Consider the following 26050-nt stretch of genomic DNA (forward strand, 5'->3'; position numbering starts at 1 on the left):
CGAGGGTAGCGGCGACTACGCTGCTGGGGTGACGACGTTCCACGACCCGAGCGCCGGGGGGCCGGCCGGGCCCGGCGCCGCCGCCCCCGCCGGGCTGGCGGAGACCGGGGCCGCCGCGCCCGTCGGGCTGGCGGAGACCGACGGCGCGCCGGAGGTCGGCGGCTCACTGGTACGGCGGCTGCTGCGCGGCCAGAGCCTCCGGACGTGGCTGGCGGAGCTCGTGAAGTTCGGCGCGGTGGGCGGCTCCGCGTACGTCGTCGACGTGGGGCTGTTCAACCTGCTGCGTTTCGGTCCCGGCGAGCTGCTGCTCGACAAGCCCCTGACGGCCAAGGTCCTCTCGGTGGCGGTGTCCGTGCTCGTCGCGTGGGTCGGCAACCGGTACTGGACCTTCTCCGGCACCAAGCGGGCCTCCCGCGGCCGCGAGCTGGCGATGTTCGCGCTGGTCAACCTCGGTGGCATGGCCGTCGCCGTCGGGTGCCTGGCGGTGAGCCACTACGTGCTCGGCTACACCTCGCCGCTGGCGGACAACATCGCCGCCAACGGCGTCGGCCTGGTGCTCGGGACCGCGTTCCGGTACGTCTGCTACCGGTACGTCGTCTTCACCGGCCGGCGCTGAGGCCACACGCGGGCCCGCGCGCCACACAGGCCGACATCCCCACGCCGGTTCATCCCCCCACGCCGGTGAGAGGTCAAGTTCTCGCCGCGAGGACTTGACCTCTCACGGTGGTGAGGGGTCCCGCCGAAACGGACCCGGAGTTCCGTGAGTGACATTCTCCGATTCCCCGGTCGAAACGTCCCGCCTCTGCCACACTCGCGCCACCGGTCAATGGTGACCTGCGCCACACGACGTCGGCGAGCGTGGACAGGCGACGGGCGCGTGGCTGATCTCGGATGGGTGGGGACGATGTCAAACAACGTGTTGAGGGTCAGACCACGCAGGACGGCGTCGGCGTTCCTGGCCGCCGTGGTGGGAGGGGTGCTCGTCGTCGGCGTCACCGCCCCGGGCGCTCAGGCCGCCCCGGCGGACGGGCTGCGCGGCGCCTGGTTGATGGACGAGGGCAGCGGCAGCGTCGTCGGCGACAGCTCCGGCGCCGGGCACAACGGCGCGACGCGTGGCGCCGTCTCCTGGGTGAGCGGCGTGGAGAAGACGGCGCTCAGTCTGGGCGCCGGCGGCTCCGCGCTCATTCCTGACGCGCCCACCCTCGATCTGAGCGGGCCGATGACGGTGGCCGCGTGGGTGCGTCCCGCGGAAGCCCGCACTCAGTACGTGGTCAAGAAGGCGGCCCAGAACGCGACGGACGGGTTCGAGCTCGGCCTGGCGAGCGGCGGGCAGGCGTTCTTCCGCGTCAACCAGACCACGTCGGGAGACACCTACCGCGCGACGGCGACGTCGCCCCTGGCGAACGGGAACTGGGCCCACCTCGTGGGCACCTTCGACGGAACCACGATGCGGATCTACGTCGACGGCGCCGAGCGGGCCGCGGTGGCCGGCCCGGCGGCGATCGGGGTGAACGATCTCGGCCTGGCGATCGGTGGCGAACCGGGCGGCTCGCGCACCCTGAACGGGACGGTGGACTCCGTCTACCTCTACGACCGCGCGCTGACCGCCGCGGAGGTCGCCGACCTGGGGTCCGCCGACCCGGGCGGGAACGCGGTCACCGTGACGCCCACCGCCGTGTCGTTCGCCGACAACGACGGGACCGCCACGGACACCTACACCATCCCCGCCGTCACGGGCGTTGAGTACGTCCTGGGCGGCTCCGTCCGCGCGGCAGGCACGTACCCCGGGACCGGAACCGTGACGGTCACGGCGCGCGCGACGGCGGGCCACCGGATCGCCGCGGGCGCCGCGACGCGGTGGAGCCACCCGTTCTCCGCGGCGGTGCAGGCCCAGCCCGTGTTCGGGTTCTTCCTCTCCGACGCCTGGACCTCGGGCGTGGCCAACCAGGTCTTCCAGTACGGCAACCCCGACGACCAGGTGCTCACCGGCGACTGGAACGGCGACAAGAAGGACACCATCACCGTGCGACGCGGCAACGTCTTCTACGCCCGCAACACCAACACCACCGGCCCGGCCGACACCGTCCTCGCCTACGGCAACCCCGGCGACGACATCCTGGTCGGCGACTGGAACGGCGACGGCGTCGACACCTTCGCCGTCCGGCGCGGCAACGAGTTCCACATCCGCAACTCCAACACCTCCGGCAGGGCCGACCAGGTCGTCCACTACGGCAACCCCGGCGACCAGGTCCTGGTGGGCGACTGGAACGGCGACGGCAAGGACACCCTCACCGTGCGACGCGGCAACGTCTACTACGTCAAGAACACGATGAGCAGCGGCACCGCCGACAACGTCATCGCGTACGGCAACCCCGGCGACATCACGATCGTCGGCGACTGGGACGGGAACGGCACGGACACCCTGGGGGTCCGCCGGGGCATCCAGTACCACCTGAAGAACGCGATCTCGACCGGCACCGCGGACCGCGTCTTCGCCTACGGCAACCCCGACGACGAGATCCTCGTGGGCGACTGGAACGGCGACAACACCGACACCCTCGGGATCCGCCGGACCCCGTGACACACAAGACGGCCCCCGTACCGGTGAGCGGTCAAGTCCTCGCAGTCAGGACTTGACCGCTCACCCATTCGTCGCACTGCCCCTTACCAGCCGCTTCGCTCCTCTGACTTCAGCGCGAATGTTTGCCGAAACCGCCACCGGAAAGCCCGTCGTCTTGCCATACTCACGCGACGGTCTCGCCGTGCGGCGCCTTCCCCAGGCCACCAGAGGAGGCATCGGCAGCTTGTGCTGATGCTTGGGAGTGTCATGTCGAACGTGGTTGCGCGCGGGCCGGGAGCACAGCGGCTCGCGCTCGTGCTGGCGGCGGCCCTCGCCCTCGTGCTCGCGACGGTGGCCCTGCCGGTGCCCGAGGCGGCGCGCGCGGCCGGTGGGCCGCCGATGGTCGCCGGCGACGACGCGTCGGTCGCGCAGCCCATCTCCGGTGCCGAGGGCCGGGCGGCCGCGGCGAACTTCGCCTCCGCGGGGCCCGGGGCGCCCGGCGAGGTCGCGCCCTCGTGGTGGAGCTGGACCGCCCCGGCGTCGGGCACGTTCCGGTTCGGCACCCACGGCAGCGAGATCGACACCGTGCTGGGCATCTACTCCGGCGTGCCGGGCGCGCTGACCGAGGTCGTCGCCAACGACGACGACGGCGACGTGGGCACCTCCTCGGCGGCCTTCGCGGCCGTCGGCGGCGAGACGTACTACGTCGAGGTCCGCTCCGCCGTCGGCGAGGCGGGCACGGTGGACCTGGCGTGGCAGCGCGAGCGGCCCGGCCAGGGGCCGGCGGCGGACGCCACCCGCGCCGCCGAGGCGCAGACGACGATCACCGCGGCGAGCATCCCCGTCTCCGTCAACACGGGCGAGAAGCCCCAGTCGAAACTCTGGCAGCACGACGGGCGGTGGTGGGCCGTCCTGGCGTCCACGTCGGTCTCCCCCCAGGGCACCTGGCTGTGGCGCCACGACGCCGGCGGCTGGACGAACGTCCTGCGCCTGAGCGACAAGACGACCGTCCGCGCGGACGCCAAGGCCGCCGGCGGCGTGACACACATCCTGCTCCACGGGCCCTCCAGCGAGCTGGTCTCCATCGAGTACGTCGGCGCCACGCGCTCGTACCGGCCGTGGGGCGGGCGGCCCGGCGCCACCGCCGTCTCGCTGCCCGGCAGCGAGACCGGGACCATCGACATCGACTCCACCGGCCGCATGTGGCTCGCGTCCGACGGCTCCTCCACGGTGGAGGTGCGCTACAGCGACGCGCCGTACAAGTCGTTCTCGACGCCGATCACGCTCGCCTCCGGCATCACCGAGGACGACATCGCCGATGTCGCGGCGATGAACGGGAAGATCGGGGTGCTGTGGTCGAACCAGGCCTCCCAGCGGTTCGGGTTCCGCACGCACGCCGACGGCGCGAACCCGGAGAGCTGGAGCGGCTCGGAGGTCCCGGCGAGCCAGTCGGCGCTGGACGTGGGCAACGGCATGGCCGATGACCACCTCAACATCGCCGTCGCCTCGGACGGGACGCTGTACGCGGCGGTGAAGACCTCCTACGACAGCGCGTCACGGCCGGTGATCGGCCTGCTCGTCCGTCACCCCGACGGCCGGTGGGACCCCCTCCACGAGGTCGACCGGCGCGGCACCCGCGGCATCGTGCTGCTGAACGAGCGCGAGCAGACCGTGCGGGTCGCCTACACCGAGGACGTCCAGTTCGGCAAGATCCTCACGAAGACGTCCCCCCTGCGGGCGATCGACTTCTCGGCGCCCGCCAGCGTCCTGATGAACGGCAGCTACAACAACGTCACCAGCACCAGGGACGCGTGGACCGGCGAGGTCATGCTGCTCGCCTCCACCGTCTCGGCCGCGGCGAGCGTCACCATCACGGAGGGGGGCGCGCCGGGCCCCGCGCCAGGTCCGGGGCCGGGGCCCGGGCCGGGTCCCGGGCCGGGTCCCGCGCCGACCCCCCGTCCCTCCGAGGTCGGGTTCTACCTCAACGACTCGTGGACGGGCAGCGCCAACCGCGTCTTCCAGTACGGCTCCCCCAGCGACCAGGTCCTCGTCGGCGACTGGAACGGCGACGGCGTCGACACCATGGCCGTGCGTCGCGGCAACCTGTTCTACGTCCGCGACTCCAACACGACCGGCACGGCCGACCGGGTCTTCGCCTACGGCAACCCCGGCGACGCGATCCTCGTGGGCGACTGGAACGGCGACGGCGTCGACACTCTCGCGGTGCGGCGCGGCAACCAGTTCTTCGTCAAGAACTCCATCAGCACGGGGGTGGCCGACGCGGTGATCGGGTACGGCAACCCGGGCGACGAGGTGCTCGTGGGCGACTGGGACGGCAACCGGGTCGACACCCTCGCGGTGCGGCGCGGCAACCAGTTCTTCGTCAAGAACTCCATCAGCACGGGGGTGGCCGACGCGGTGATCGGGTACGGCAACCCGGGCGACGTCGTGATCGTGGGCGACTGGGACGGCAACCGGGTCGACACCCTCGGCGTGCGCCGGGGCATCACGTACTACCTGAAGAACTCCATGAGCACCGGGGTGGCCGACCGGACCGTGGCCTACGGCAACCCCGGCGACGAGATCCTGGTCGGCGACTGGAACGACGACCGCGTCGACACCCTCGGGGTGCGCCGGTCGTGACGCCCGCGCAGGACGTGATGCCCCGCCCGCCCCACATGCCCGCGAGCGGTCAAGTCCTCACATCGCGCGGACTTGCGGTGCTAGGACTTGACCGCTCACCGCATGAGGGGGGCGGGTCAGCGCCGCCGTCGCCGGCGACCGACGCTGACCAGCGCGCCCTTCGGGAGCACGACGTCCGGGTCCAGCGACTTGGGCACGGCATTGAGGAAGACGGTGAACACCGGGGGCCGGCGCCGGCTGAGCTCGAGCCGGCCGCCGTCGGCCGCCACCAGGTCGCGGGCCAGCGCGAGGCCGAGCCCGGTGCCGGAGCCGCCGGAGACGTGCTTGGTGAAGATGTCCGGGGCGAGCTCGTCGTCGACACCCTCGCCCTCGTCGGAGACGTCGATGAAGACCCCGTGCCCACCCGGTGCCGCGCGGGTGACCACGCGGGTGGCGCCGCCGCCGTACTTGAGGGAGTTCTCCAGGAGCGTCGCGAGGACCTGCGCGAGGGCCCCCGGGCTGGCGAGGACGGCGAGGCCCGCGGCGTCCTCGAGCACGAGCTCGCGCTTGGCCTTGCGGTAGGACGGCCGCCACTCCTCGACCTGCTGCGCGAAGACCTCCTCGAGGTGCACGACCTCGGTGGTGCCGCCGCTCGCCGACCGCGAGGTGTTGAGCAGGTCCTGGACGACGCCGGTGAGCCGCTCGATCTGCTCGAGGGAGATCCGGGCCTCCTCACGCACCTCCTCCTGCTCGCTCAGGGCGAGGATCTCCTCCAGCCGCATCGACAGCGCGGTCAGCGGGGTGCGGAGCTGGTGCGAGGCGTCGGCCGCGAACTGGCGCTCGGCGGCGAGCCGCCCGGCCATCCGGTCGGCGGTGCGCACGAGCTCCGCCGCGACCAGGTCGATCTCCTCCACGCCCGACGGCTTCAGGCGCGGGCGCACCTGCCCGGAGCCGATCTGCTCCGCGGACGCGGCGAGATAGATCAGGGGCGCGGAGAGCTTTCGGGCCTGCCGGGCGGCGACCATCACGCCGACCGCGAGCGCCACCGCGGAGGCGACCACGACCAGGATGACGATCCGCGCGGCGCGCCACTGCACCTGCGAGGCGTCGACGTCCATGCGCACCGTCGCCCCGGACGGCGTGACCTCGCGGGAGCGCATGACCCGGTCGGTGAACCGCGGCCCGGCGGTGTACTCCTGCCCGTCGGGCGCGCGCACGAGGATCGAGGCCTCGAGGTTGTCCACGCCGCCGACCCACGGCGTGAGCATGTCCTCGTCCAGGACCTCGTCGCGGACCAGCCGCCGCTCGACCGAGCGGCTGAGCGAGGCCGCGCGCAGGTTCAGCGTGGCGTTCTCCGCGTCCCAGACGAGGATCGCGCCGAACACGGCCATGGGGACGCCCAGCAGCAGCACCGCGACCGTGACGGCCACGACGATCATCTGGACCGCGCGGCGGCGCACGGCGGGCTACTCCCCGCTGGTCTCGAACCGGAAGCCCATCCCGCGGACCGTGGTGATGTACTTCGGGTCGTTGGCGTCGTCGCCGAGCTTGCGGCGCAGCCATGACACGTGCATGTCCAGCGTCTTCGTCGAGCCGGTGGGGTCGGTGCCCCACACCTCCCGCATGAGGGTCTCGCGCCCGACGACGGAGCCCGCGTCGCGCACGAGCACGCGCAGCAGCTCGAACTCCTTGGCCGTCAGGTGCATCTCGCGGGTGCCGCGGAAGGCGCGGTGGGCGGCGACGTCCACGCGCACGTCCTGCGCCGTGAGCTCGTCGTCGTCGGTGACGTCGCCCCCGGCGCGGCGCAGCAGGGCGCGGACGCGGGCGAGCAGCTCGGCCAGGCGGAACGGCTTGGTGACGTAGTCGTCGGCGCCGGCGTCGAGGCCGACGACGAGGTCCACCTCGTCCGCGCGCGCGGTGAGCACGAGGATCGGCAGGGTCAGCCCCTGCCCGCGGATGTGGCGGGCCACGTCGAGCCCGTCCATGTCCGGCAGACCCAGGTCGAGCACGACCAGGTCCGCGCCGTTGAGCAGGTCGTCGAGCGCGGCCTGCCCGGTCCCGTGTGGGCGCACGTCATAGCCTTCTCGGCCCAGGGCACGAGCCAGCGGCTCCGCGATGGCCGGGTCGTCCTCTACGAGCAGCACGTTAGTCACTGTCGCATCGTATGCCAAAACGTCAAGTGCGGGTCAAGTCCGTGTCACTGCTGGATGACGAGGCGGGCCGGGCCCGCGCCGGGGGCGTCAGTCCGGCAGGCGGCGCAGCTCGATGGGCCGGGCCCGCGCCGGGGGCGTCAGTCCGGCAGGCGGCGCAGCTCGATGGGCTGGACCTCGCCGAGCCCGTGGAGGTCGACGCCCTCGCGCGGGACCATCGTGTACAGCTTCGCGGCGGGGCTGGCGGCCAGGGCGTCCGCGGTCGGCCGGTCCATGAGGACGCTGCCGGGCGGGGCGACGTCGACCAGGCGCGAGGCGAGGTTGACCGTGGGACCGAAGACGTCCCCGTTGCGGGAGAACACCCCGCCCCACACCATCGACGCCCGCACGGGCAGCATGTTCTCCTCGGCCTTGAGCGCCGCCACCAGCCTGACGGCAACCTCGGCGGACACCGTGATGTCGTCGGCGATGTAGAGGATCGCGTCTCCGATGGTCTTGACGACCCGGCCGCCGCGCGAGGTGATGACGTCGCGGGAGGTGTACTCGAACGTCTGGACCAGGTCCGCGAGCGCCCGGGTGCCCAGCTCGGTGGAGCGGCGGGTGTACGCGACCATGTCGACGAAGCCGAGGCCGCGCTGGAGCGGCATCCGGTAGGGGTCGCTGGAGGTGGCGCGGCTGTGGGCGACCTCGGCGTCCGTGCGCGCGATGAGCCCGGCGAGCTGGCGGCGCCAGGAGTAGTCGAGCTGGGACTGCAGGACACCGGCGATGGTGGTGATCTTGTCCAGCACGACCAGGCGCGCGGAGACGTCGTCGACGTTGCGGTGCCGCACGACCCCCTCGACGAGCGCCTCCGTCTGCCACAGCGCGAGCCGGTCGGTCATGTGCGACTGCGCGCGCAGCAGCGAGATGGCGGTGGTGGTGTCGATGACCTCGTCCTCGATCATCGCGCCCATCGTGTGCAGCGCCTCCACGTCGGCCTCGCCGAACAGCACGGTGTCGTCCTTGACGTTGGGGAAGCCCATGGCCTTCCAGAACGTGCGGGCGAACGGCACGCCCACGCCTGCCCGCTCGGCCAGCTCCACGATCGTCATGGTGGCCGAGCCGCCGAGGAGGCTGTCGATGCGCGCCGAGACCGTCGACGACGGCGGCTCCTGGGTGTCGGGCTCGGCGAGGCCGTCGTTGAGGCCGAGGTCGTCGTGGCCGGTGGTCTCGGGGGGCGTGGCGTCGGTGGGGGCCAGGTGGGCGCTGTCGGCCACGTTTCCTTCCGCCGCCGGGGCGGGCTCAGGGGTCCCGCCGTTGGACGCGGCGGACGACCCGGGGGCAACGCCGCCGTTGAAGCCGGCCGACGACGCTTGGAGGGCCCCGCCGTCGAAACTGGCGGACCGCCCCGGGGCGGCCCCGCCGTCGAAACTGGCGGACGCCCCCGGGGCGGCCCCGCCGTTGGACGCGGGACCGGAGCCAGTGGCATGGCCCGCCGCGTGACCCGCTTCCCCGGTCGGGTCGGCTGCGGTCCTGCCTGTGTCCGTACTCACTCCCAGAGGGTATCTCGCCGAAGCTTGACGCCAGATGAGAGAGGTCCCGGCCTACGCGTCGCAGCGGGCCCGTTCAATGCGGTGGCGGCTCTATGCGGTGGCGGTTCCACGCGGTGGCGGTTCCACGCCGTGGCGGCCTTCGCAGCACCGCACGGCCCCACCCTCAGATGTCGGCGCGCACGTGCAGCACGTCCCCCGCCTGGACGGTGGTCACCTCACCGGCATCCGTCCGCACGAGCAGCCGCCCCGCGCCGTCGATGTCGGTCGCCGTGCCGGCCACGACCGCGCCGCCGGGCAGCTCCGCGCGCACCGGGCGGCCCATGGTGAGACAGGCGGCGCGGACCTCGTCCGCGAGGCCGGCCGCCTCGGCGTCACCGCCCGCCCGCTCCCAGCGCGCCAGCAGATCTGCGAGGTGCGCGCCGACCGCGGCGAGCGTGTCGTCCACGCTCGGCGCAGTGTCGCCCTCTGCCGGGCCACCGGTCGCGCCGGCCCCAACCGTGGCACCCCCCGTCGCGCGCGCGGCCAGCGCCAGGGACGTCGCCCAGTCGACCGGCAGCTCCTCCGGGGATTGGCGCACGTTGACACCGATGCCCAGGACGACCGCAGGGAGGTGGTCGCGCGTGTCAGCATCGGCGGAGGCGTGGGCGGAGGCGTGGGCGGAGGCGGGGGCGCCGGAGGCCGCGCCTGTATCGGCCGAGGCGAACGCGCCGGAGGCCGCGCCCGCATCGGAGCGAGCGGCCATGCCGGCCTCGTGCGCGACGACCGCACCCTCGGCGCCACCTGCGGGCAGCAGCACCTCGGCGAGGATGCCGGCGACCTTGCGGTCCCGGCCCCAGCCCGGCACGTCCTCGTCGCCCGCGCCCACCACGAGGACGTCATTGGGCCACTTGATCCCCGTGCGCACCCCGGCCAGCTCGGCGGTGGCGCGCTGGACGGCCAGGCCGCCCAGCAGCGTCACCCATGCCAGCCGCTCGGCGGGCACGCGGGGGCGCAGCAGGACGGAGGCGGTGAGCGCGGTGCCGGGCGCGGTGACCCAGGTGCGCCCGGCGCGACCGCGGCCGGCGTCCTGCTGGTCGGTGACCAGCACCGACAGATGCGGCCAGGCGCCCGGATCGGTCGCCGCCGCGGCGCGAAGGTCGCTGTTGGTCGAGCCGGTGCGGGCAACGCGCAGCACGCGCGCGAACGGGAAGGTGTCAGCCATGGGGCCAGCCAACCACTCGTGGGCGTCCGGCTGCGCGCTCGCCGTGACGACCGCACCCATGGACGGCTCAGAGCGCGATCCTCGCGACGATCGCCCCCATGGACGGCTCAGAGCACGGTTCCCGGTGACGATTGCGTCCGTGGACCGCCCCCAGGGACGGTCCTCGTAACGATTGCGCCACAAAGGGGGCTGCTCGAGCACCCTTCCGACTCAGGGTGCGCCAGTTCGCGGCGCCCGTGTGGGGCCTTTGTGGCGCGATCCGCGCACCTGCCCTGCTCGAAGCCCCCGCGACGCGCTCAAGGCCACCGCGCTTGCCCGAAACAGCCGCCCGCGCCAGTTGCCCGTCCGTCCGCGGAGCGCCGCATGTCATCCGCTGAGCGCCGCATGTCATCCGCTGAGCGCCGCATGTCAGAGCGGCGGGAGACGACCCTGGCCGCCGGGCTTGCCCAGCGCCCGTGGGCATCCGCACGTCTCAGAGTCGGGCAAGTGCCCTTCGTACCTCTTCGACCACAAGCTCGGGCCGGTTCATGATCTCTTCCGCAGTGAAGCGAAGCACCAGGTAGCCGGCCGCCACGAGGGCGCGGTCACGACGACGGTCCTCGCCGAACTGTCGCCGGCTGGAGTGGAAGGCGTACCCGTCACACTCGAGGACCACCCGTCCCTCGACGAGAAGATCGACCTCGCCGACCCCGGCGATCACCACACCGGCCCGCACGTCCAGGCCGTCGGCTCTCAGGATCAGCCGAGCACGGGTCTCGATAGCAGACCGGCTCCGCCTGTCGCACCGGTCGAGCGCCACCCGGGCGTGGGCGCTGCCCGGACCGACCAGAGCACGCACGAGCTCCTCCTTTCGGATCATGTTCTTGTTGAGGGCGGAGTCCACCACCACGATCGCGTGTTCCTCCGGCTGGCACCGCAGCACTCGCGTGAGCACCTCGGCGATGGGCGCCAGCGGGACCCGTGGATCCACGGGCCTCGTCCAGGCCGACTCTCGGTGGAGGTAGACCCCGGTGGTGGGACGGGACGGGCGGGGACGGCAGCCGCGGGACCGGGGCACTGCCAGGTGGACGTGCGCCGGTTCCCTGAGCACCTGGAGTCCATAGAAGCCGGCGGCGCTGACGCACGTGACCGTCGCGTTGAACCGTCGGGCCTTGACCAGCGCCGCCTGAGTGTCGGCGGTGGCGAGCCAGCCCGCTCCCAGGTCGAGGACCATGCCTTCCGCGAGCGCGCTCGCAAGCTCCCGCCGCAGGCGCGCGCTGCGCGCCACGTTGGCGCGCTTGCCCACACCACCGACATCCTGCAGCCGCGCGTAGAGCTCCATCCGACGAAGGTGGCCGCTGACGCGCATCGGGCGCTCGCCCGCCGACGTTGTCTGTGGATCACACAGAGTCATCCCCAGGCTCCCAGGACTGGGGGAGCACTCGGATCGCGCCACAAACGCGGGGACGGCGCACAAGCGGATGGCGGACTTACGCCAATCTTGTCCTCTGGGAGGCGGACTCGATCGCGTATGTGGCGCGATCCGCCCGCCAGCTCCAGGGTCCGTGGCCCGGCAAGCCAGGCCGGCCGCCGCCGGCGCCGCTCGGGCCTCCGAAGGCCCACTCAGCCGCACCCTCTGCCCCCAAACTTGTAGGACTCCCACAACCGACCGTGACGGAACACGCGCGGCTCCCGCAACGATGCGTGGGGAAGCAACAACTACGCTTCGTTGGGTGACTGAGACGACCACGCCGGCCAAGGCCGCACCCTCCGCCCCCTCATCGGGCACCTCCACCACGGCGGAGAAGCTGGCCGACCTCGCCGCCCGCACACAGCAGGGGCTGATCGCCCCGGCGGCGACGGCCGCGGAGAAGCAGCACGCGCGCGGCAAGAAGTCCGCCCGCGAGCGCGTCGAGGCGCTGCTCGACCCGGGCTCCTTCACCGAGCTGGACGCCTTCGCCACGCACCACTCGACGAACTTCGGCCTGGACAAGAAGCGCATCGCCGGCGACGGCGTCGTCACGGGCTTCGGCACCGTGGACGGTCGCCAGGTGTGCATCTACTCCCAGGACTTCTCCGTCTTCGGCGGCTCCCTCGGGGAGATGCACGGGAACAAGATCACCAAGGTCATGGACCTGGCTCTGCGCACGGGCGTGCCGCTCATCGGCATCTCCGACGGCGGCGGCGCCCGCATCCAGGAGGGCGTCGCGGCGCTGACCCAGTTCGCGGAGATCTTCCGCCGCAACGTGGCCGCCTCGGGCGTCATCCCCCAGATCTCCCTGATCCTGGGCCCGTCCGCCGGCGGGGCCGTGTACTCCCCCGCGCTGACGGACTTCATCGTCATGGCCGAGGGCACCTCGAACATGTTCATCACCGGCCCCGACGTCATCAAGGCAGTCACGGGCGAGGAGGTCGGCTTCGAGGAGCTCGGGGGCGCGGCCACCCACAACCAGCGCTCCGGCGTCGCCCACTACCAGGCCGCCGACGAGGACGACGCCATCGACTACGTCCGCGCCCTCCTGTCCTACCTGCCGGCGAACAACCTGTCCGAGCCCCCCGCGTGGCCGATCAGCCACGACGAGGCCGCGGCCGCGTTCGACATCACCGACGCCGACCGCGAGCTCGACACGCTGGTGCCGGACTCGGACAACCAGCCCTACGACATGCGCACGGTCATCGACCACGTCCTCGACGACGGCGAGCTGCTCGAGGTCCAGCCCGGCTTCGCGCCCAACATCATCACGGCCTTCGGCCACGTCGAGGGCCGCCCGGTGGGTGTGGTGGCGAACCAGCCGCTGCAGATGGCCGGCACCCTCGACATCAACGCCTCCGAGAAGGCCGCCCGGTTCGTGCGCACCTGCGACGCCTTCAACGTCCCGGTCCTGACGTTCGTGGACGTGCCCGGCTTCCTGCCCGGCATCGACCAGGAGTGGAACGGGATCATCCGCCGCGGCGCGAAGCTCATCTACGCCTACGCGGAGGCGACCGTCCCCCTGGTCACGCTCATCACCCGCAAGGCGTACGGCGGCGCCTACATCGTCATGGGCAGCAAGAAGCTCGGCGCGGACGTGAACCTCGCCTGGCCCACCGCGCAGATCGCCGTCATGGGCTCCGGCGGCGCCGTGAACATCCTTCAGCGCGGCGCCCTGAAGAAGGTCGCGGAGGAGGGTGGCGACGTCGAGGCCGAGCGCGCCCGGCTCGTCGCGGAGTACGAAGAGGCGCTCGTGAACCCCTGGGAGGCCGCCGAGCGCGGGTACATCGACGGCGTGATCACCCCGGCGGACACCCGCGCGCAGATCGTGCGGGCCCTGCGGGCGCTGCGCACCAAGCGGGCGAGCGGCCCCGCCAAGAAGCACGGGAACATCCCGCTGTGAGCGCCACGACCGAGCGCCCCGCGAAGGCGCCGCACGTCACTCCCGCCGCGCGGCGCGCCCCCGGTGCCGCGCTTGCCGGCCTGCTGGGCGGCGTCCCGGCGCGCAGCGCGAGCTCGCCCGAGGGATGGACCACCGGCGGCGAGGACGACGCCGTCGCCGCTGCGCTCGTCCGGCCCGGCGCGGGCCCCGACGGCGGCGCGGACGCCGCGCTCGCGACGCCGCCGCCACCGGCCGTGCGCGTCGTGCGTGGGCGGCCGGACGAGCTCGAGCTCGCCGCGCTCGTTGCGGGCATCGTCGCGGCACGCACCCACGTTTACGAGCTCGGAGGGCTGCCCGACGAGTCCGCGGAGCCGGTCCGCGGCCGCTGGACCGACCGCGCCCGCCGCCTGGGCATGACGCCCGCGCCAGGTGCCGGCGCGTGGCGCTGGTCCCTGCACCCATGAGTGCTGGTGAGCGGTCATCTTCTCAACGCCGGTGAGCGGTCATCTACTGGCACGGCCGGACCCTGTCCCGCACCTCGCACCGGAGGCCGCCGCGCTCACCGGACCGCCCGGTTAGTACTTGACCTCTCGCCGGCGGGGGGGGGCGGCGGGGGGACGAGCGCTACGCTCCCAGCTGTGACCGAGCCGATGCGTACCCCCACCCCCACCGACGCCGTCGCGGACGCCTACGTGGCCCGCAGCGTCGAGCTCGACCCGCTGGCCGCCACCGAGCTGGGCCTGCCCGGGTTCGACCACCTCCTGCCGGACCTCTCCCCCGCCGGCATCGAGGCGCGCGCCGCCCTCGAGCGCAGCACCCTCGCCGCGCTCGACGGCACCGAGCCCCTGGACGACGTCGATCGCGTCACCCACGCCGCCATGCGCGAGCGCCTGGGCCTCGCCGTCGAGCTGGCCGAGGCCGGTGAGCTCACCCGCGAGCTCAACGTCATCGCCTCCCCCGTGCAGGCGCTCCGCGACACGTTCGACCTCATGCCCGCGAGCACGAGCCAGGACTGGGAGGTCATCGCGACGCGCATGCAGGCGATCCCGGAGGCCCTCGAGGGGTACCAGGAGTCGCTGCGCACGGCCCGGGACGCCGGCGCCGTCGCCGCGCTGCGGCAGATCGAGGCGTGCATCAAGCAGGCGGACGACCTGGCGGACGCCGACTCCTCCTTCTTCACGACCTTCGTCCGAGGCGCGCGGCCCGACGGCGAGGCCCCGACCTCCGCGCTGGCCCAGGCGCTGGAGACGGGCGCCGCGGATGCCCGGCAGGCCTACGCCGACCTCGCCCGCATGCTCGGCGAGGAGCTGGCCCCCGAGGCGCCGGTGTCCGACGGCGTGGGTCGCGATCGCTATGCGCTGTGGTCGCGGGAGTTCCTCGGCGCCACCGTCGACCTCGACGAGACGTACGAGTGGGGCCTCGAGGAGCTCGCACACATCGTCGCCGAGCAGCAGGAGGTCGCGGACCAGCTCTACGGCGCGGGCACGCCCATCGAGGACGCCATGGCGCGCCTCGACGCCGATCCCGCCCGCATGCTGCGCGGCACCGACGCGCTGCGCGAGTGGATGCAGGCCACGTCGGACGCCGCCGTCGCCGCCCTGACCGACACGCAGTTCGACATTCCCGAGCCCGTGCGGCGCCTGGAGTGCCGGATCGCGCCGACGCAGTCCGGCGGGATCTACTACACCGGTCCCAGCGCCGACTTCTCCCGGCCCGGGCGCATGTGGTGGTCGGTGCCGCCGGGGGTGACCGAGTTCGCCACGTGGCGCGAGAAGACGACCGTCTTCCACGAGGGCGTGCCGGGCCACCACCTCCAGATCGGCCAGACGACCTACCGCGCCAACCTGCTGAACATGTGGCGGCGGATGGCGTCCTGGGTCAGCGGGCACGGCGAGGGCTGGGCGCTGTACGCCGAGCGCCTCATGGCCGACCTCGGCTTTCTCGACGACCCCGGGGACCGGATGGGCATGCTCGACGGTCAGCGCCTGCGCGCGGCCCGCGTGGTGCTCGACATCGGCGTCCACCTCGGCAAGACGGCGCCCGAGCAGTGGGGCGGCGGCACCTGGGACGCGGGCAAGGCGTGGGTGTTCCTCAAGGACAACGCCAATATGGCGCAGGGCTTCCTGGCCTTCGAGCTCGACCGGTATCTCGGCTGGCCCGGCCAGGCGCCGAGCTACAAGATCGGTCAGCGGCTGTGGGAGGAGATCCGCGACGAGTCCCGCGCGGCGGCTGAGTCACGCGGTGAGGCCTTCGACCTCAAGGCCTTCCACCGGCGGGCCCTCGACGTCGGGTCCGTCGGCCTGGACGCGCTGCGCGAGGCGCTCGTCTGACCTCGGCGGCGACGGCGGAGTCTCGCCGGCCGGGGTCGGTACGCGGGCGATCGGCACGTTCGCCGGACGCGACGGCCTCACGACGGCTAGGTTTTCGGCATGTCTGAGGAGCACAGGGCGGGGCAGCCCCTCGCAGGCCGGTCGGCGCGCCGGCACCGCCGCATGGCCGGTCACGGCGGAGCGGGGACGGGAGACGAGTCGTACCAGGACCGCACAGGCGACGACGCGCACCCCGGCGGCACCGGCGACGAGTCCCACATCGGCGGCACCGCGGATGACTCCCACCTCCCCGGGACCGGGAACGAGCCGCAACCGTTCGGAGGCGACGCCGCTTCCCCGTCCGGGCCGACGCCCCAGGCGCCGGTCACCGGGCCCCGGCACGCCGCCCCCGGACCGGTGGACCAGCCGCCGCCAGCCGGTCCCGGCCACGCCTCGCCGCCCGGGGCTGCCGCGGGCCGGGCGCAGTCGACGACGGCCGAGCCGCCCGAGGCACGAGTCGCCCCGGTGAGCTGGGCGGCCAACACGGAGCCGCTCGCAGCCCCGCCGGTCACGCCTGCACCACCGCCGCGACCCGAGATCGCCAACCGGTTCCCCGCACCCATCCAGCAGCACGTCACACCGACGACGACGCTGCGCGTCAGCCGTGCCCTGTGGCTCCTCAGCTTTGCCAGCGGGCTGGCCGCTGCCGCCTTCGCCTTCCTCGTGAGGGTCGACCAGCACACCCGGTTGCTCGACCAGGTCACCGCCCTCGACCCGTCCCGTGACGCCGAGACGCTGGACAAGGTCGCGACCATCGTCTTCTGGGGGGCGATCGGCGCGGTCGTCCTGGTCATCGCGATCGAGGCGCTGCTGATGCGCTCGATGATGCGCGGCCGCGGCTCGGCCCGGGTCGGCCTGTTCGTCATGGTGGTCGTGCACGTGGTGGTCGCGATCCTCGCGGAGTCGTTCCTCGCGGCGCCCGGCACGGCCGGCGGCGCGGTGCGGTGGCCGCTCGTGGCGCAGCTCCTTCTCGCCTGCGCGGCGCTCGTCACCAGCCTGCTGCCTGGGGCCAATGCGTGGTTCCGTGCCGTGCAGGGCCGGCGCACCGCCAGCTCCGGCGGGTTCTGACCGCCGGCTACGGCCAGTCCTGACCGCCGGCTACGACCGGTTCTGGGAGAGCACCGGCGGCTCGGCACCCGGGCCTCCGGACTCCTCACCCGGCCCATGTGCGTCGCCGCCGGGCCCGCGCCGCCTCCAGCCGGCCGTCCGCCGCTGTCCCGGCACCGAAGCAGTCGCCCGCCGCTCGCCCGGCAGCGAGTGAGCCGCTCCGTGGTCGGCCGGCGTGGGGCCCCCCGCGCCCGCCTCGCCCGGCGTGGGGCCCTCCGCGCCCGCCTCGCCCGGCAACGAACCAGCCGGCCCGTGCTCGGCAAGGGCGCCACGTTCCGGGCCGAGCACCAGGCGCGCCGTCGTCCGGTCCGCCTCCGGCACCTCGGCGAGGATGGCCTCGCAGCTGCGCACCACGACGTGGCACACCTCGGCGGTGGCGCGGTCAGTGAACGGGTTCTCGGCGAGGGCGCGCCACCGGCCCAGGCTCGCCAGGGCCGCCGACCGGAGCTCCTCGGCGGAGGCGCTCTCCGGGCCGCCGAGCCGGCGGGCGGGGCTGACCCCACGCCCGCCGACGAGGCGCTCCGCCTCCTCGGCCAGGCCGGGCGCCAGGCCCAGGCCGGTGGTGCGCGAGGTCGCCAGCAGGCGGAGCTCGCGGAACTCGTGCGCGCTGGCCTGGATCCGCTCGAGCGAGGCGGCGAGCCGCTCGGTCCCGGGCCGCGGGCGCTCGCGCAGCAGCGCCTCGATGCCCACCAGCGCGGTGCGCGCCTTGAGGTGGTCGGCCCGGGCCTGGAACTGCCCGTCGAGCAGGCGCAGGAGCTCGTGCAGGCCGCTGCGGCGGGCCAGGTCGCGGGCCAGCGCCGTCGGCTCGGTGATGCCGCCGCCGTGGATGAGGACCAGCGCCAGGCGGATGCCGAAGAGGCCGAAGCGCTCGAGCAGGTTGGCGCGCATCCGCGGGTCGACGTCCACCCGCGCGGTGTCGCTGACGAAGCGGTCCGCCGAGATCAGCAGCAGCTCGCGATCCTCCCGGGAGAGCCGCGCCAGCTCGGTCAGGGCGGTGAACTCGGCCTGCCGCAGGGTCCGCGCGCTCTGCGCGAGTAGCCCGGCGATGGGCACCACCGCGAGCGCGAGGGGGCGCAGCGCGGCGTCGTCCCGGTAGCGGCGCGCGACGTCGCGGGCGGAGACGAGGGAGTCGAGCCGGCCGGCGCCGACCTCGTCGGCGCGGGAGAGGACGGCCAGGGCGTTGACGGTGCCGGAGCGGCCCGCCGCGGTGTCACGGAAGGCCTCGAGGAAGTGGATGTCGGAGGCGTGCAGGTGACGCATGAGGTAGACGACGGCGTCGGCCTCCGATGGCGCGTCCTCGGGCGTGAGGAACGCCGTCGTGCGCGCGGAGACGTCCCCGGACAGCGAGGCGATGCCGGGGGTGTCGATGAGCGTGACCTCCCGCAGGCTCTTCGCGGGCCAGTCCACGACGAGCCGGGCGACCTCCTCCGCCGGGGTGCCGCCGAGGTCCAGGCGCAGCAGGCCGTCGACGCGGCGGACCGGCAGGCCCCGCGGCTCGCCCTCGACCGGGTACAGGGTCACGCGCGGGGTGGGGCTGAAGCGGTACCAGGTCACCACCCGCGTGCACTCGCCGGTGTCCGTGGGGGCGATCTCCTCGCCGATGATGGCGTTGAGGAGCGTGGACTTGCCGGCCTTGACCATCCCGGCGATGGCCACGCGCAGCGGCTCCTCCAGCCGGCGCGCGTACCCCTCGAGGAGGGCCGTGATGTCGGGGTCGTCCGCGTAGACCTCCAGGGCCTCCCGGACGAGCCTCGGCACGGCCTCCCCGGTACCCCCGCTCATGCTTGCGCGGCCCTGTCGGGCTGCGCGGCGCCATCCGGCTGCGCGGCCTGCGCGGCGCCATCCGGCTGCGCGGCCTGCGCGGCGCCATCGGGCTGCGCGGCGCGCGCACCCCCACCGGGCTGCGCGGCCGCCGGCCCCGGCGCGCTCCGCGCGGAACCCACCGCTCTCGCCGCCGCTCCCGCGGCCCGGACCTCGACCGCCGGGCCGCCCAGCGCCTCGGCGTGCCGGCGCAGGACCTCCACCCGCTTCAGCTCGACCTTGAGCTCCTTGATCCGCTGCTCGCGCACGGCGGCGTAGGTGTTGGCGGCCTTCTGCGCCGCGAGCACCGAGTCGGCCAGCGAGCGGTGGTGCTCCTCGGCGATCTCGGTGAAGTGGTCGCGGGTGGTGCGCTGGACGAGGCGCAGCCGGTCGCGCAGCTGCTTGCCGACCTGGAAGACGACGTCGTCGACCTGGCGGCGCACGATCACCTTCGCCTCGACCTGGCGGCGCTTGAGGCGGGCCTTCTTGTCCTCGCGGTAGGCCTTGCCGCCCATGAGGAGCCCGGCGCCGACGGAGATGGGGTTGACCAGCGCCATGCCGGCGAGCCCGGTGAGCAGGCCGAACATGAGCACGCCGCCGTAGGAGCCGCGCATGCCGATGAGGACCTTCTGGATCGGCCCGACGACGTCGGCGTCCAGGTGCGGGACCGGGGCGACCGGGTCGAGGACGTCCTCGGTGTCGTCGACGCGGAGCACGGGGAGGCTCACGACGTCCTCCGCGAAGAGGGTCGCGACCTGCTCGGCCAGCCACTGCGAGCGCTCGTTGGTCCAGATGAAGGTCTCGGACACGGCGGAGGCGACCCGCTGCTCGAGCCAGTCGGAGAACTGCTCCCACACCGGCGCGGGGTCCCCGGCGTCGATCGCGGCCTCGGCGTCGCGCTGGACCGCCCGCATCCGGTCGCGCAGGTCGAAGTCCATGTCCGAGATCAGGTCGGAGACGCCGTCGTTGAGGGTGACCTGCCAGCGGGCCGAGCGCCGGCGCTGCTCGTCCGCGCGGTCCTTCGCCGCCTCGAGGGCGACGATCATCTGCGGCGAGCGCTCCGGGTCTTCCAGCGCGGCGAGCTCGGACTGCAGCGACATGCGCAGGTTCTCGGTGGTCGAGAGCAGGTCCTGCATGACCGAGCGCTGCTGCAGCCGCTCGGCGTTGCCGACGATCTGGTGGCGCAGGTAGGACACGAGCGCGGGGAAACCGGACTCCTCGTTGAGCTCCTTGTCCGTGTGCTGCGCCGCGTGCAGGCGCAGCACGGAGGAGACGGGGATGAGCGGGATGTCGGGGTCGACGTGCGCCAGGTGGGCGCGGTCGAGGTCGGCGACCCGGCGCCACTGCGGGTACAGGTCCGTCTTGGACAGCACGCACGCGACGCTGGGCACCACCCGCATCGCCTGGCGCAGGAACCGGATCTCGGGCTCGGTGTACTCCTGGGAGGCGTCCGAGACCAGCAGCATCGCGTCCGCCGTCGGCAGGGCCGTCAGGGTGGTCAGGGCGTGGGAGGAGTCCAGCCCGCCGACGCCGGGCGAGTCGACGACGGCGAGCCCGCCCGCCAGCACCGCGCGGGGCAGCGTCACCTCGGCCGCGACGAGGCGCCGCTCGTTGCCGGGGTTGCCCGACTCGCTGACGAACTGGGGCAGGTCCTCGATCCGCACGGGCTGGCGCTCCAGCACCGGCTCGCCGTCGCCGGGCCCGTCCGTGCGGGCGGTGAGGACGACGGCGGAGGGGGTGTCCCCGTGCCGCACGACGGTGGGCACCGAGGTGGCGACGTCGTCGTCGACCGGGCACACCGGGGCGTTGACCAGGGCGTTGATGAGCATGCTCTTGCCCTGCTTGAACTCGCCGACCACGATCACCCGGATGCTCGGATCGAGCAGACGACGGCGGGTCTGCTCGAGGCGGCGGCGCAGGTCGGCCCTGTCCCCCGCGCTGACGAGCTCGATGGTGCTCTCGACGAGCTGAACCAGATCGACCACGGCGTCCCCCTTTGTCAGACCCATATCACACCACTGGCCGGCCCCGCGGGGAGTGAAATCCCCGCGGGACCGGCCAGGTGCTGAAGCGGTCAGGCGCCGTCGACGTCGACGTCGTTGTCGGAGAAGTTGTCCTCGACGTTGACGTCGGTCTCCTCGTTGAAGGAGTCGTCCACGGTGAACGAGTCGGTGATGGCCGTCTCGGTCGTCGAGGCGTCGACGTCCAGGTCGACGTCGGTCGTCTCGTTGTAGGAGTCCGTCACGTCGACGTGGGAGGAGTTGTCCGTCTCGGAGGCGTCCACCTGCACGTCGTCGACGTCCACGAGGTCGTTGTCCTGGTTGAAGGAGCCGTCGATGCTCACGTCGGCGTCGACCGAGTTGTCGTTGAGCGAGTCGTCCAGGTCGATGTTGGTCGAGTGGTCGTCGTTGAACGAGTCGTCCGCGTCGAAGGAGTGGTCGTCGTTGAACGAGTCGTCGACGTCGACCTCGGTGTTGCCGATGTTGACCGTGGCGTCGCCGCCCGAGTCCACGTTGACCGACTCGTCGGAGGAGTTGTCGATGTGGACGTCGTCGCCGGCGGCGATCGCGTCGTCGCCCGAGGCGATGACCGAGTCGTTGTCGAACACCTGGGTGACATCCCCGTCCGCCCAGATGTTCTGGTTGACCGACTGGTCGACGATGTTGTCGCGGTCGTCGATCTCGGACGTGTACGAGTAGTTGTTGACGATGTGCCGCAGCTGGGTCACGGCGTGGTGGTGGTCGTCGTCGTGACCCCAGCCGCGGTCGTCGTCGTCGTGGTCGCCGCGACCGTCGTCATGGCCCCGGCCGTCGTCGTCACGGCCGCGGCCGTCGTCCTTGTCCCAGTCCCGGCCGTGCCCGCCGTCCCTGTCGCCACCTCCCCAGCCGGGGCCGCCGGCCCAGGAGGAGTTGTCGCCGGTGTTGTAGTCCCGGTCGAAGGAGGAGTCCACCCGGACCGGCGCGTAGTCCAGCACGACCGGCATGATGGCGTCGACGTCGTCGGCGTTGATGTCGCCCAGCCCGGCCGCGTGCAGGGCCTTCTCCGGGTCGTTCCGGAACTCGTCGGCGGCCTCGGGGTCACGCAGAAGGTTCATCAGGAACTCAAGCAGCGAGTTGGCGATGGTCATGTGAGATGTCCTCGTCCTCGAAGTGTGTGAAGTGTGTTAGCCGGGCGGTCTCCCGCTCGGCCTATGGGGCGAACGTATGGCTGGGCGGCGCCAGCCACATCGGGGCGTACCCCCGTACCTGCGGGCCTACCGAGGGGGATGGGCCGGCCGCCGGATAGGGGCCACCCAACCGGCCCCCGGGTCGTCCCGTGGCTCAGACGGCGGCCTCGAGCTCGTTGTCGGAGAAGTTGTCCTCGATGTTGACGTCCGTCTCCTGGTTGAAGGAGTCGTCCACCGTGAAGGAGTCGGTGATGGTGGTCTCCGTCTCCGAGAAGTCCAGGTCGGCGTCGACCGTGGTCTCCTCGTTGTAGGAGTCGCTGACGTCCACGTTCTCCGAGTTGTCCGTCTCCGAGAGGTCGACCTCTACGTCGTCCACGTCGAGGCCGTCGTTGTCCTGGTTGAAGGAGTCGTCGACGTCGACGTCGATGTCCGTGGAGTTGTCGTTCAACGAGTTTTCGAGCTCGACGTTCTCGGAGTGGTCGTCGTTGAACGAGTCGTCCGCGTCGAAGGAATGGTCGTCGTTGAAAGAGTCCTTGACGTCGACGTCCTTGTTCCCGATGTTGACCTCGGCGTCACCGCCGGCGTCCACGTTGACCGACTCGTCGGAGGAGTTGTCGATCTTCACGTCCTCGCCGGCGGCGATCGAGTCGTCGCCCGAGGCGATGACCGACTCGTTGTCGAAGACCTGGTGCACGTCGCCGTCGGCCCAGATGTTCTGGTTGACCGACTGGTCGACGATGTTGTCGCGGTCGTCGATGGTCGACGTGTACTTGTAGTTGTTGACGATGTGGGTCAGCTGCGTGACGGCGTGGTCGTGGTCCTCGCCGTGGTCATGGTCGTGGTCGGGCCGCTCGTGGTCGTGGTCGGGCCGCTCGTGGTCGGGGCGCTCGTGGTCCTTCTCCGGGCGCTCGTGCTCCTTCTCCGGGCGCTCGTGCTCCTTCTCCGGACGCTGGTGCTCCTTCTCGGGGCGGACCTTCTCGTGGCCGATGACGACCGGCACGACTGCCTCGACGTCCGCGCCGCAGACGTCGGCGAGGCCGGCGCTGTGGAGCGCCTTGTCGGGGTTGTCACGGAACTGGGCCGCCGCCTCCGGGTCCCTGAGGAGGTTCATCAAGAACTCGAGCAACGAGTTGGCGATGGTGGTCATGTGAGGTGTCCTCGTCTTTGAGAGTGCCTGCGCCAGACGGGGTCCGCCCGGCATGGGGCGAACGTATTGCCGGCGTGCCCGCACTCACATCGGGGCCATTCCCCGTCATTGCGCCGTATTACATGGGGTCTAGCCCTGGTCCGGCGGCGGGGGATCCCCCCGCATTCGCCTCGCGCGGGTGACCGGGGTGACGGTTATTCACGCCGCGGGTGAGGCCGTGCTCGCAGCATTTCATCCGCGTTTAGTCTTGACACGAACAGGATTCCCCCGAAATGACCGCGCGGACGACACGCGCGGCGCGCGAAAGGCGCAATCCGCCCAAGTAGGGCGCACCCAAGGCGCATCCGCTTGATTGAGCGTGCATGATGCCCAACCGCCCGATCGGGCGTGCGTGCGCAAGTCGCCCGACAGGGCGTGCCAAGGACGTAAACCGAGGGACTGGGCGAGCGGGCGCGGCCGATCATCGGCGCGTTACTGCACCGCCCAGTTCTCCTCGCCGAGCACCAGCCGCAGCCGAGCGAGCAGCTCCGAGCGGGACGCCGCACCCAGGCGACGCCGGATGCGCGCCACGTGGTGCTCGACCGTGCGGGGGGAGATGTAGATGGTCTCGCCGATCTCCCGGTACGTCTTCCCCGCCAGCACCAGCGCAGCGATCTCCCGCTCGCGCGCGCTCAGCCCGTTCTCGTCCGCGCCGATCCCCGGGCGCATCCCCTGCGCCACGGGCGAGACGGCCGCCGGCGTGCCGCCCGGCAGGCCCGACCCCGGGTGGAGGTCGCGGGCCCGGGCCAGCAGGCGGGTCATGTCCTTGCGCTCGCCGGACCGCGCGGCCGCGTGGCCGGCGAGGCGCGAGCCCTCCCACGTCATCCCGACCGAGGCCAGGCCCCTGGCGGCGGCCTCGACCGTCTGCGGCTTGAAGTCGCCCGCGAGCACGCTCACCCAGGCGCGGCCCGCGGCGGCCAGGACCAGGGCGAAGTGGTTCTGCTTCGACGCCCGGACGAGCGCGGCCGCGTGGGGTGCCAGGTCGCCGGGGCGTTCGGTGAGGATCGCGGCCTGGATCTGTGACCAGTGCAGGAGGAGCGTCCACAGCGGCGGGTCGTCGAGGCGGCCGAGGAGCGTCCATGCCTCCGCCACGTGGGACTCCGCCCGGGCGGAGTCCCGCAGGCGGGCGGCCGTGACGAGCAGCTCGCCGAGCGGGAGGACGGAGAAGAGGTCGACGGGGAAGTGCAGGATGGACTCGCGGGCGCGCGTCCAGGCCTGTACCAGCCCGGGGGTGTCGTCGGTGCGCCGGGCGAGGCCGACCTCGAGGGCCCGGAGGAACAGCTCCTCCCGCGGCGCGAGCTCGGGACCGGCGGAGACGGCGGCCTGCAGGGCGGCGCGCGCGACGTCGGGCCGGTCCCGCAGCATCGCCGTCCACGCGCGCAGGAGCAGCAGCGGCGACCGGGCGCAGGCGCCACCCTGGCCGCCCCGGATCGCGTCGTCGACGACCGTCTCCGCCACGCTCAGCTCGCCGCTGTGCAGCGCGACCAGGGCGGCCAGCCCGGCGGGCGGGTAGGGCAGGGGCGTGATGTTGCCGGCGGAGGTCATCATGTCTGAGGCCCGCACGAGCATCGACAGCGCCCGCGTGGGCGTGCCGACGATCGACTCGCGGATGCCCTCCCCCATCAGGGCGAGCGCCGCGGGGAGCAGGGTGGGCGAGCCGGGGGGCCTCTCCGCCGCGAGCATCTCCTCCCCGCCCTCGCGGTCGCCGGTGGCGAACATGCACAGGGCGGCGAGGGGCGCGGACGCCCCCACGCGGTCACGGCCGAGCCACCGGTAGACCTCGGCGCTGCGGGAGAGCATGCCGCGCTGCGCCCAGACCGCGGCGGCCACGTCGACGGCGCGCGGAAGGTCTGGGGCTCCCGACTGTGTCAGGAGGTGGTCGACGATCCGTCCCGCCCCGTCGAGGTCCCCGGCGAGCACCGCGGCCTGGGCGCGGCGGGCGGCCATCGCGTGGTCGTCGCCGCCGGCGGCGGAGGCCTCGTCGTAGAGCTGGGCGGCCACGGCCGGATCGGTCTCCAGGGCGTCGTCCGCGGCGGCCTCAAGGGTGGCCGCGACCCGCGGATCCTCCAGCCCGGCCTGCGCGAGCCCCCGCGCGACGGCGTCGAGGGAGCGGCCCGCCCCGGCGAGGGTCTCGACGAGCGAGCGCTGGCGGGCGCGCACGTGGTGCGTGGCGGTGGTCGCGAGCAGCGCCTGGCGCACGAGCGGGATGAGCGCGCCGTCGGGGAGCAGCAGGCCGTCGGAGCGGGCCCGGGCCACCAGGTCGTCGGTGCGGTAGGGGCTGCGCTCGATCACCGGGGGCAACGCCTTGCTCAGGTCGAAGCCCACGGCGAGGTCGAGGAGCAGCTCGCGGAGCTCACCGTCAAGGTGCTCGAGCTCGTGCCCGAGCTGCTCGACGATGCCGGCCGAGACCACACCGCCGTAGGGCGGGCGCGGGCCGTCGTGCCCGTCCAGGCCGCGGCCGCCCTCCCGCTGCCACGCGGAGACGACGCGGTGGACCAGCCACGGCATGCCCCCGGTCGCCGCGCCCACGTGGTCGATGACGGCGGTCGGCACGGCGCGCCCCAGCAGGGAGGACGCGTAGACGGCGATCTCCTCGCAGGTCAGCGGGCCGAGCACGACAGGGGGGTGGTGCTGGTCCAGGGCGGAGAGCAGCCGCCGCAGCGCGGCGGGCTGGGGCCACGGCCGATGGGCGACGATGAGGTGGACGTCGCGCTGCTCGATGAGGGTCTGCAGGCGGGCGAGGGCCGGCTCGGTGAGCTCGTGGGCGTCGTCCACGAGCACGGCGCTGTGCGCCGCGACGTCGCTGAGGGCCAGCTCGTCGTCCGCGTGCCGCGTCTCGAAGCCGGCCGCGCGGTAGAGCGAGGCGAGATCGGCCAGGAGGATGCTCTTGCCCGAGCCGCCCGGCCCGGAGACGCTCGTGAGCAGCCGGGTGTGCGGGCTCGCCGCCACCTCGTTGTGCAGCGCCACGGCCGCGGCGCTGCGTGCGACGCGCGCCCCCCACGGGCCCCAGGTTCCCCCGTCCACG

At 73.0% G+C, this 26050-nt stretch carries 17 protein-coding genes; 7 read left to right on the top strand and 10 right to left on the bottom strand.

Translation table 11 applies throughout. The features are described 5' to 3' along the window. Positions 1-28 precede the first annotated feature (28 nt). The 3 genes from EJK16_RS11980 to EJK16_RS19620 all read left to right on the top strand — a co-directional run bounded on the left by EJK16_RS11980 (position 29) and on the right by EJK16_RS19620 (position 5203). Positions 29-616 carry a GtrA family protein gene (locus tag EJK16_RS11980; protein ID WP_240645990.1) on the top strand — a complete coding sequence of 196 codons (588 nt, stop codon included), beginning with the start codon at positions 29-31 and terminating at the stop codon, positions 614-616. A gap of 288 nt (positions 617-904) precedes the next feature. Continuing rightward, positions 905-2581 (top strand): LamG domain-containing protein, encoded by a 1677-nt coding sequence (locus tag EJK16_RS20530; protein WP_127129607.1) that lies wholly within the window; start codon positions 905-907, stop codon positions 2579-2581. Positions 2582-2827: 246 nt separating this feature from the next. Next, positions 2828-5203: a hypothetical protein gene (locus EJK16_RS19620; protein ID WP_164737326.1), complete on the top strand. Its 2376-nt coding sequence runs from the start codon at positions 2828-2830 to the stop codon at positions 5201-5203. 116 nt (positions 5204-5319) lie between these two features. On the opposite strand, the gene EJK16_RS12000 is transcribed toward EJK16_RS19620, so the two are convergent. From EJK16_RS12000 to EJK16_RS12020, 5 genes are all read right to left on the bottom strand, one after another. Beyond that, entirely contained in the window at positions 5320-6642 is a 1323-nt protein-coding gene (locus EJK16_RS12000; protein ID WP_127129611.1) for an ATP-binding protein, read from the bottom strand. A 6-nt stretch (positions 6643-6648) separates the two neighbouring features. Next, positions 6649-7335, bottom strand: a complete 687-nt coding sequence (locus tag EJK16_RS12005; RefSeq protein WP_127129613.1) for a response regulator transcription factor — start codon at positions 7333-7335, stop codon at positions 6649-6651. A gap of 137 nt (positions 7336-7472) precedes the next feature. Beyond that, entirely contained in the window at positions 7473-8588 is a 1116-nt protein-coding gene (locus tag EJK16_RS12010; protein WP_127129615.1) for an adenylate/guanylate cyclase domain-containing protein, read from the bottom strand. 439 nt (positions 8589-9027) lie between these two features. Continuing rightward, positions 9028-10065 carry a biotin--[acetyl-CoA-carboxylase] ligase gene (locus EJK16_RS12015; protein ID WP_127129617.1) on the bottom strand — a complete coding sequence of 346 codons (1038 nt, stop codon included), beginning with the start codon at positions 10063-10065 and terminating at the stop codon, positions 9028-9030. Between the two features lie 472 nt (positions 10066-10537). Continuing rightward, positions 10538-11386: an endonuclease domain-containing protein gene (locus tag EJK16_RS12020; protein ID WP_164737327.1), complete on the bottom strand. Its 849-nt coding sequence runs from the start codon at positions 11384-11386 to the stop codon at positions 10538-10540. 391 nt (positions 11387-11777) lie between these two features. On the opposite strand from EJK16_RS12020, the gene EJK16_RS12025 reads away from it, so the two are divergent. The 4 genes from EJK16_RS12025 (at position 11778) to EJK16_RS12040 (ending at position 16834) form a co-directional block, all read left to right on the top strand. Beyond that, on the top strand, positions 11778-13418 hold the full coding sequence (locus EJK16_RS12025; protein WP_240645992.1) for an acyl-CoA carboxylase subunit beta: 1641 nt from the start codon (positions 11778-11780) through the stop codon (positions 13416-13418). Beyond that, a complete protein-coding gene (locus EJK16_RS20260) occupies positions 13415-13861 on the top strand; it encodes an acyl-CoA carboxylase subunit epsilon (RefSeq protein WP_127129623.1) in 447 nt (148 codons plus the stop codon). Before EJK16_RS12025 ends, EJK16_RS20260 begins: the two co-directional genes overlap by 4 nt. 186 nt (positions 13862-14047) lie before the next feature. Beyond that, on the top strand, positions 14048-15727 hold the full coding sequence (locus EJK16_RS12035) for a DUF885 domain-containing protein (RefSeq protein WP_127129861.1): 1680 nt from the start codon (positions 14048-14050) through the stop codon (positions 15725-15727). A 99-nt stretch (positions 15728-15826) separates the two neighbouring features. Then, a complete protein-coding gene (locus EJK16_RS12040) occupies positions 15827-16834 on the top strand; it encodes a hypothetical protein (protein WP_127129625.1) in 1008 nt (335 codons plus the stop codon). Positions 16835-16864: 30 nt separating this feature from the next. Here the strand turns inward: EJK16_RS12040 and EJK16_RS12045 are convergent, their stop codons facing one another. The 5 genes from EJK16_RS12045 to EJK16_RS20265 all read right to left on the bottom strand — a co-directional run bounded on the left by EJK16_RS12045 (position 16865) and on the right by EJK16_RS20265 (position 26049). Beyond that, positions 16865-18655, bottom strand: coding sequence for a dynamin family protein (locus EJK16_RS12045; protein ID WP_370276028.1), 1791 nt, complete (start codon positions 18653-18655; stop codon positions 16865-16867). Further along, positions 18652-20658 (bottom strand): dynamin family protein, encoded by a 2007-nt coding sequence (locus tag EJK16_RS12050; RefSeq protein ID WP_240645993.1) that lies wholly within the window; start codon positions 20656-20658, stop codon positions 18652-18654. Before EJK16_RS12050 ends, EJK16_RS12045 begins: the two co-directional genes overlap by 4 nt. 89 nt (positions 20659-20747) lie before the next feature. Next, complete coding sequence (locus EJK16_RS19625) at positions 20748-21800, bottom strand: IniB N-terminal domain-containing protein (RefSeq protein ID WP_164737328.1); 1053 nt, start codon at positions 21798-21800, stop codon at positions 20748-20750. Between the two features lie 193 nt (positions 21801-21993). Next, positions 21994-22986: an IniB N-terminal domain-containing protein gene (locus EJK16_RS12065; protein WP_127129631.1), complete on the bottom strand. Its 993-nt coding sequence runs from the start codon at positions 22984-22986 to the stop codon at positions 21994-21996. 471 nt (positions 22987-23457) lie between these two features. Continuing rightward, a complete protein-coding gene (locus EJK16_RS20265) occupies positions 23458-26049 on the bottom strand; it encodes a LuxR C-terminal-related transcriptional regulator (RefSeq protein ID WP_240645994.1) in 2592 nt (863 codons plus the stop codon). Between the last annotated feature and the right edge of the window lies 1 nt (position 26050).

This window comes from Georgenia sp. SYP-B2076 (assembly GCF_003991205.1).
GTDB lineage: Bacteria > Actinomycetota > Actinomycetes > Actinomycetales > Actinomycetaceae > Georgenia.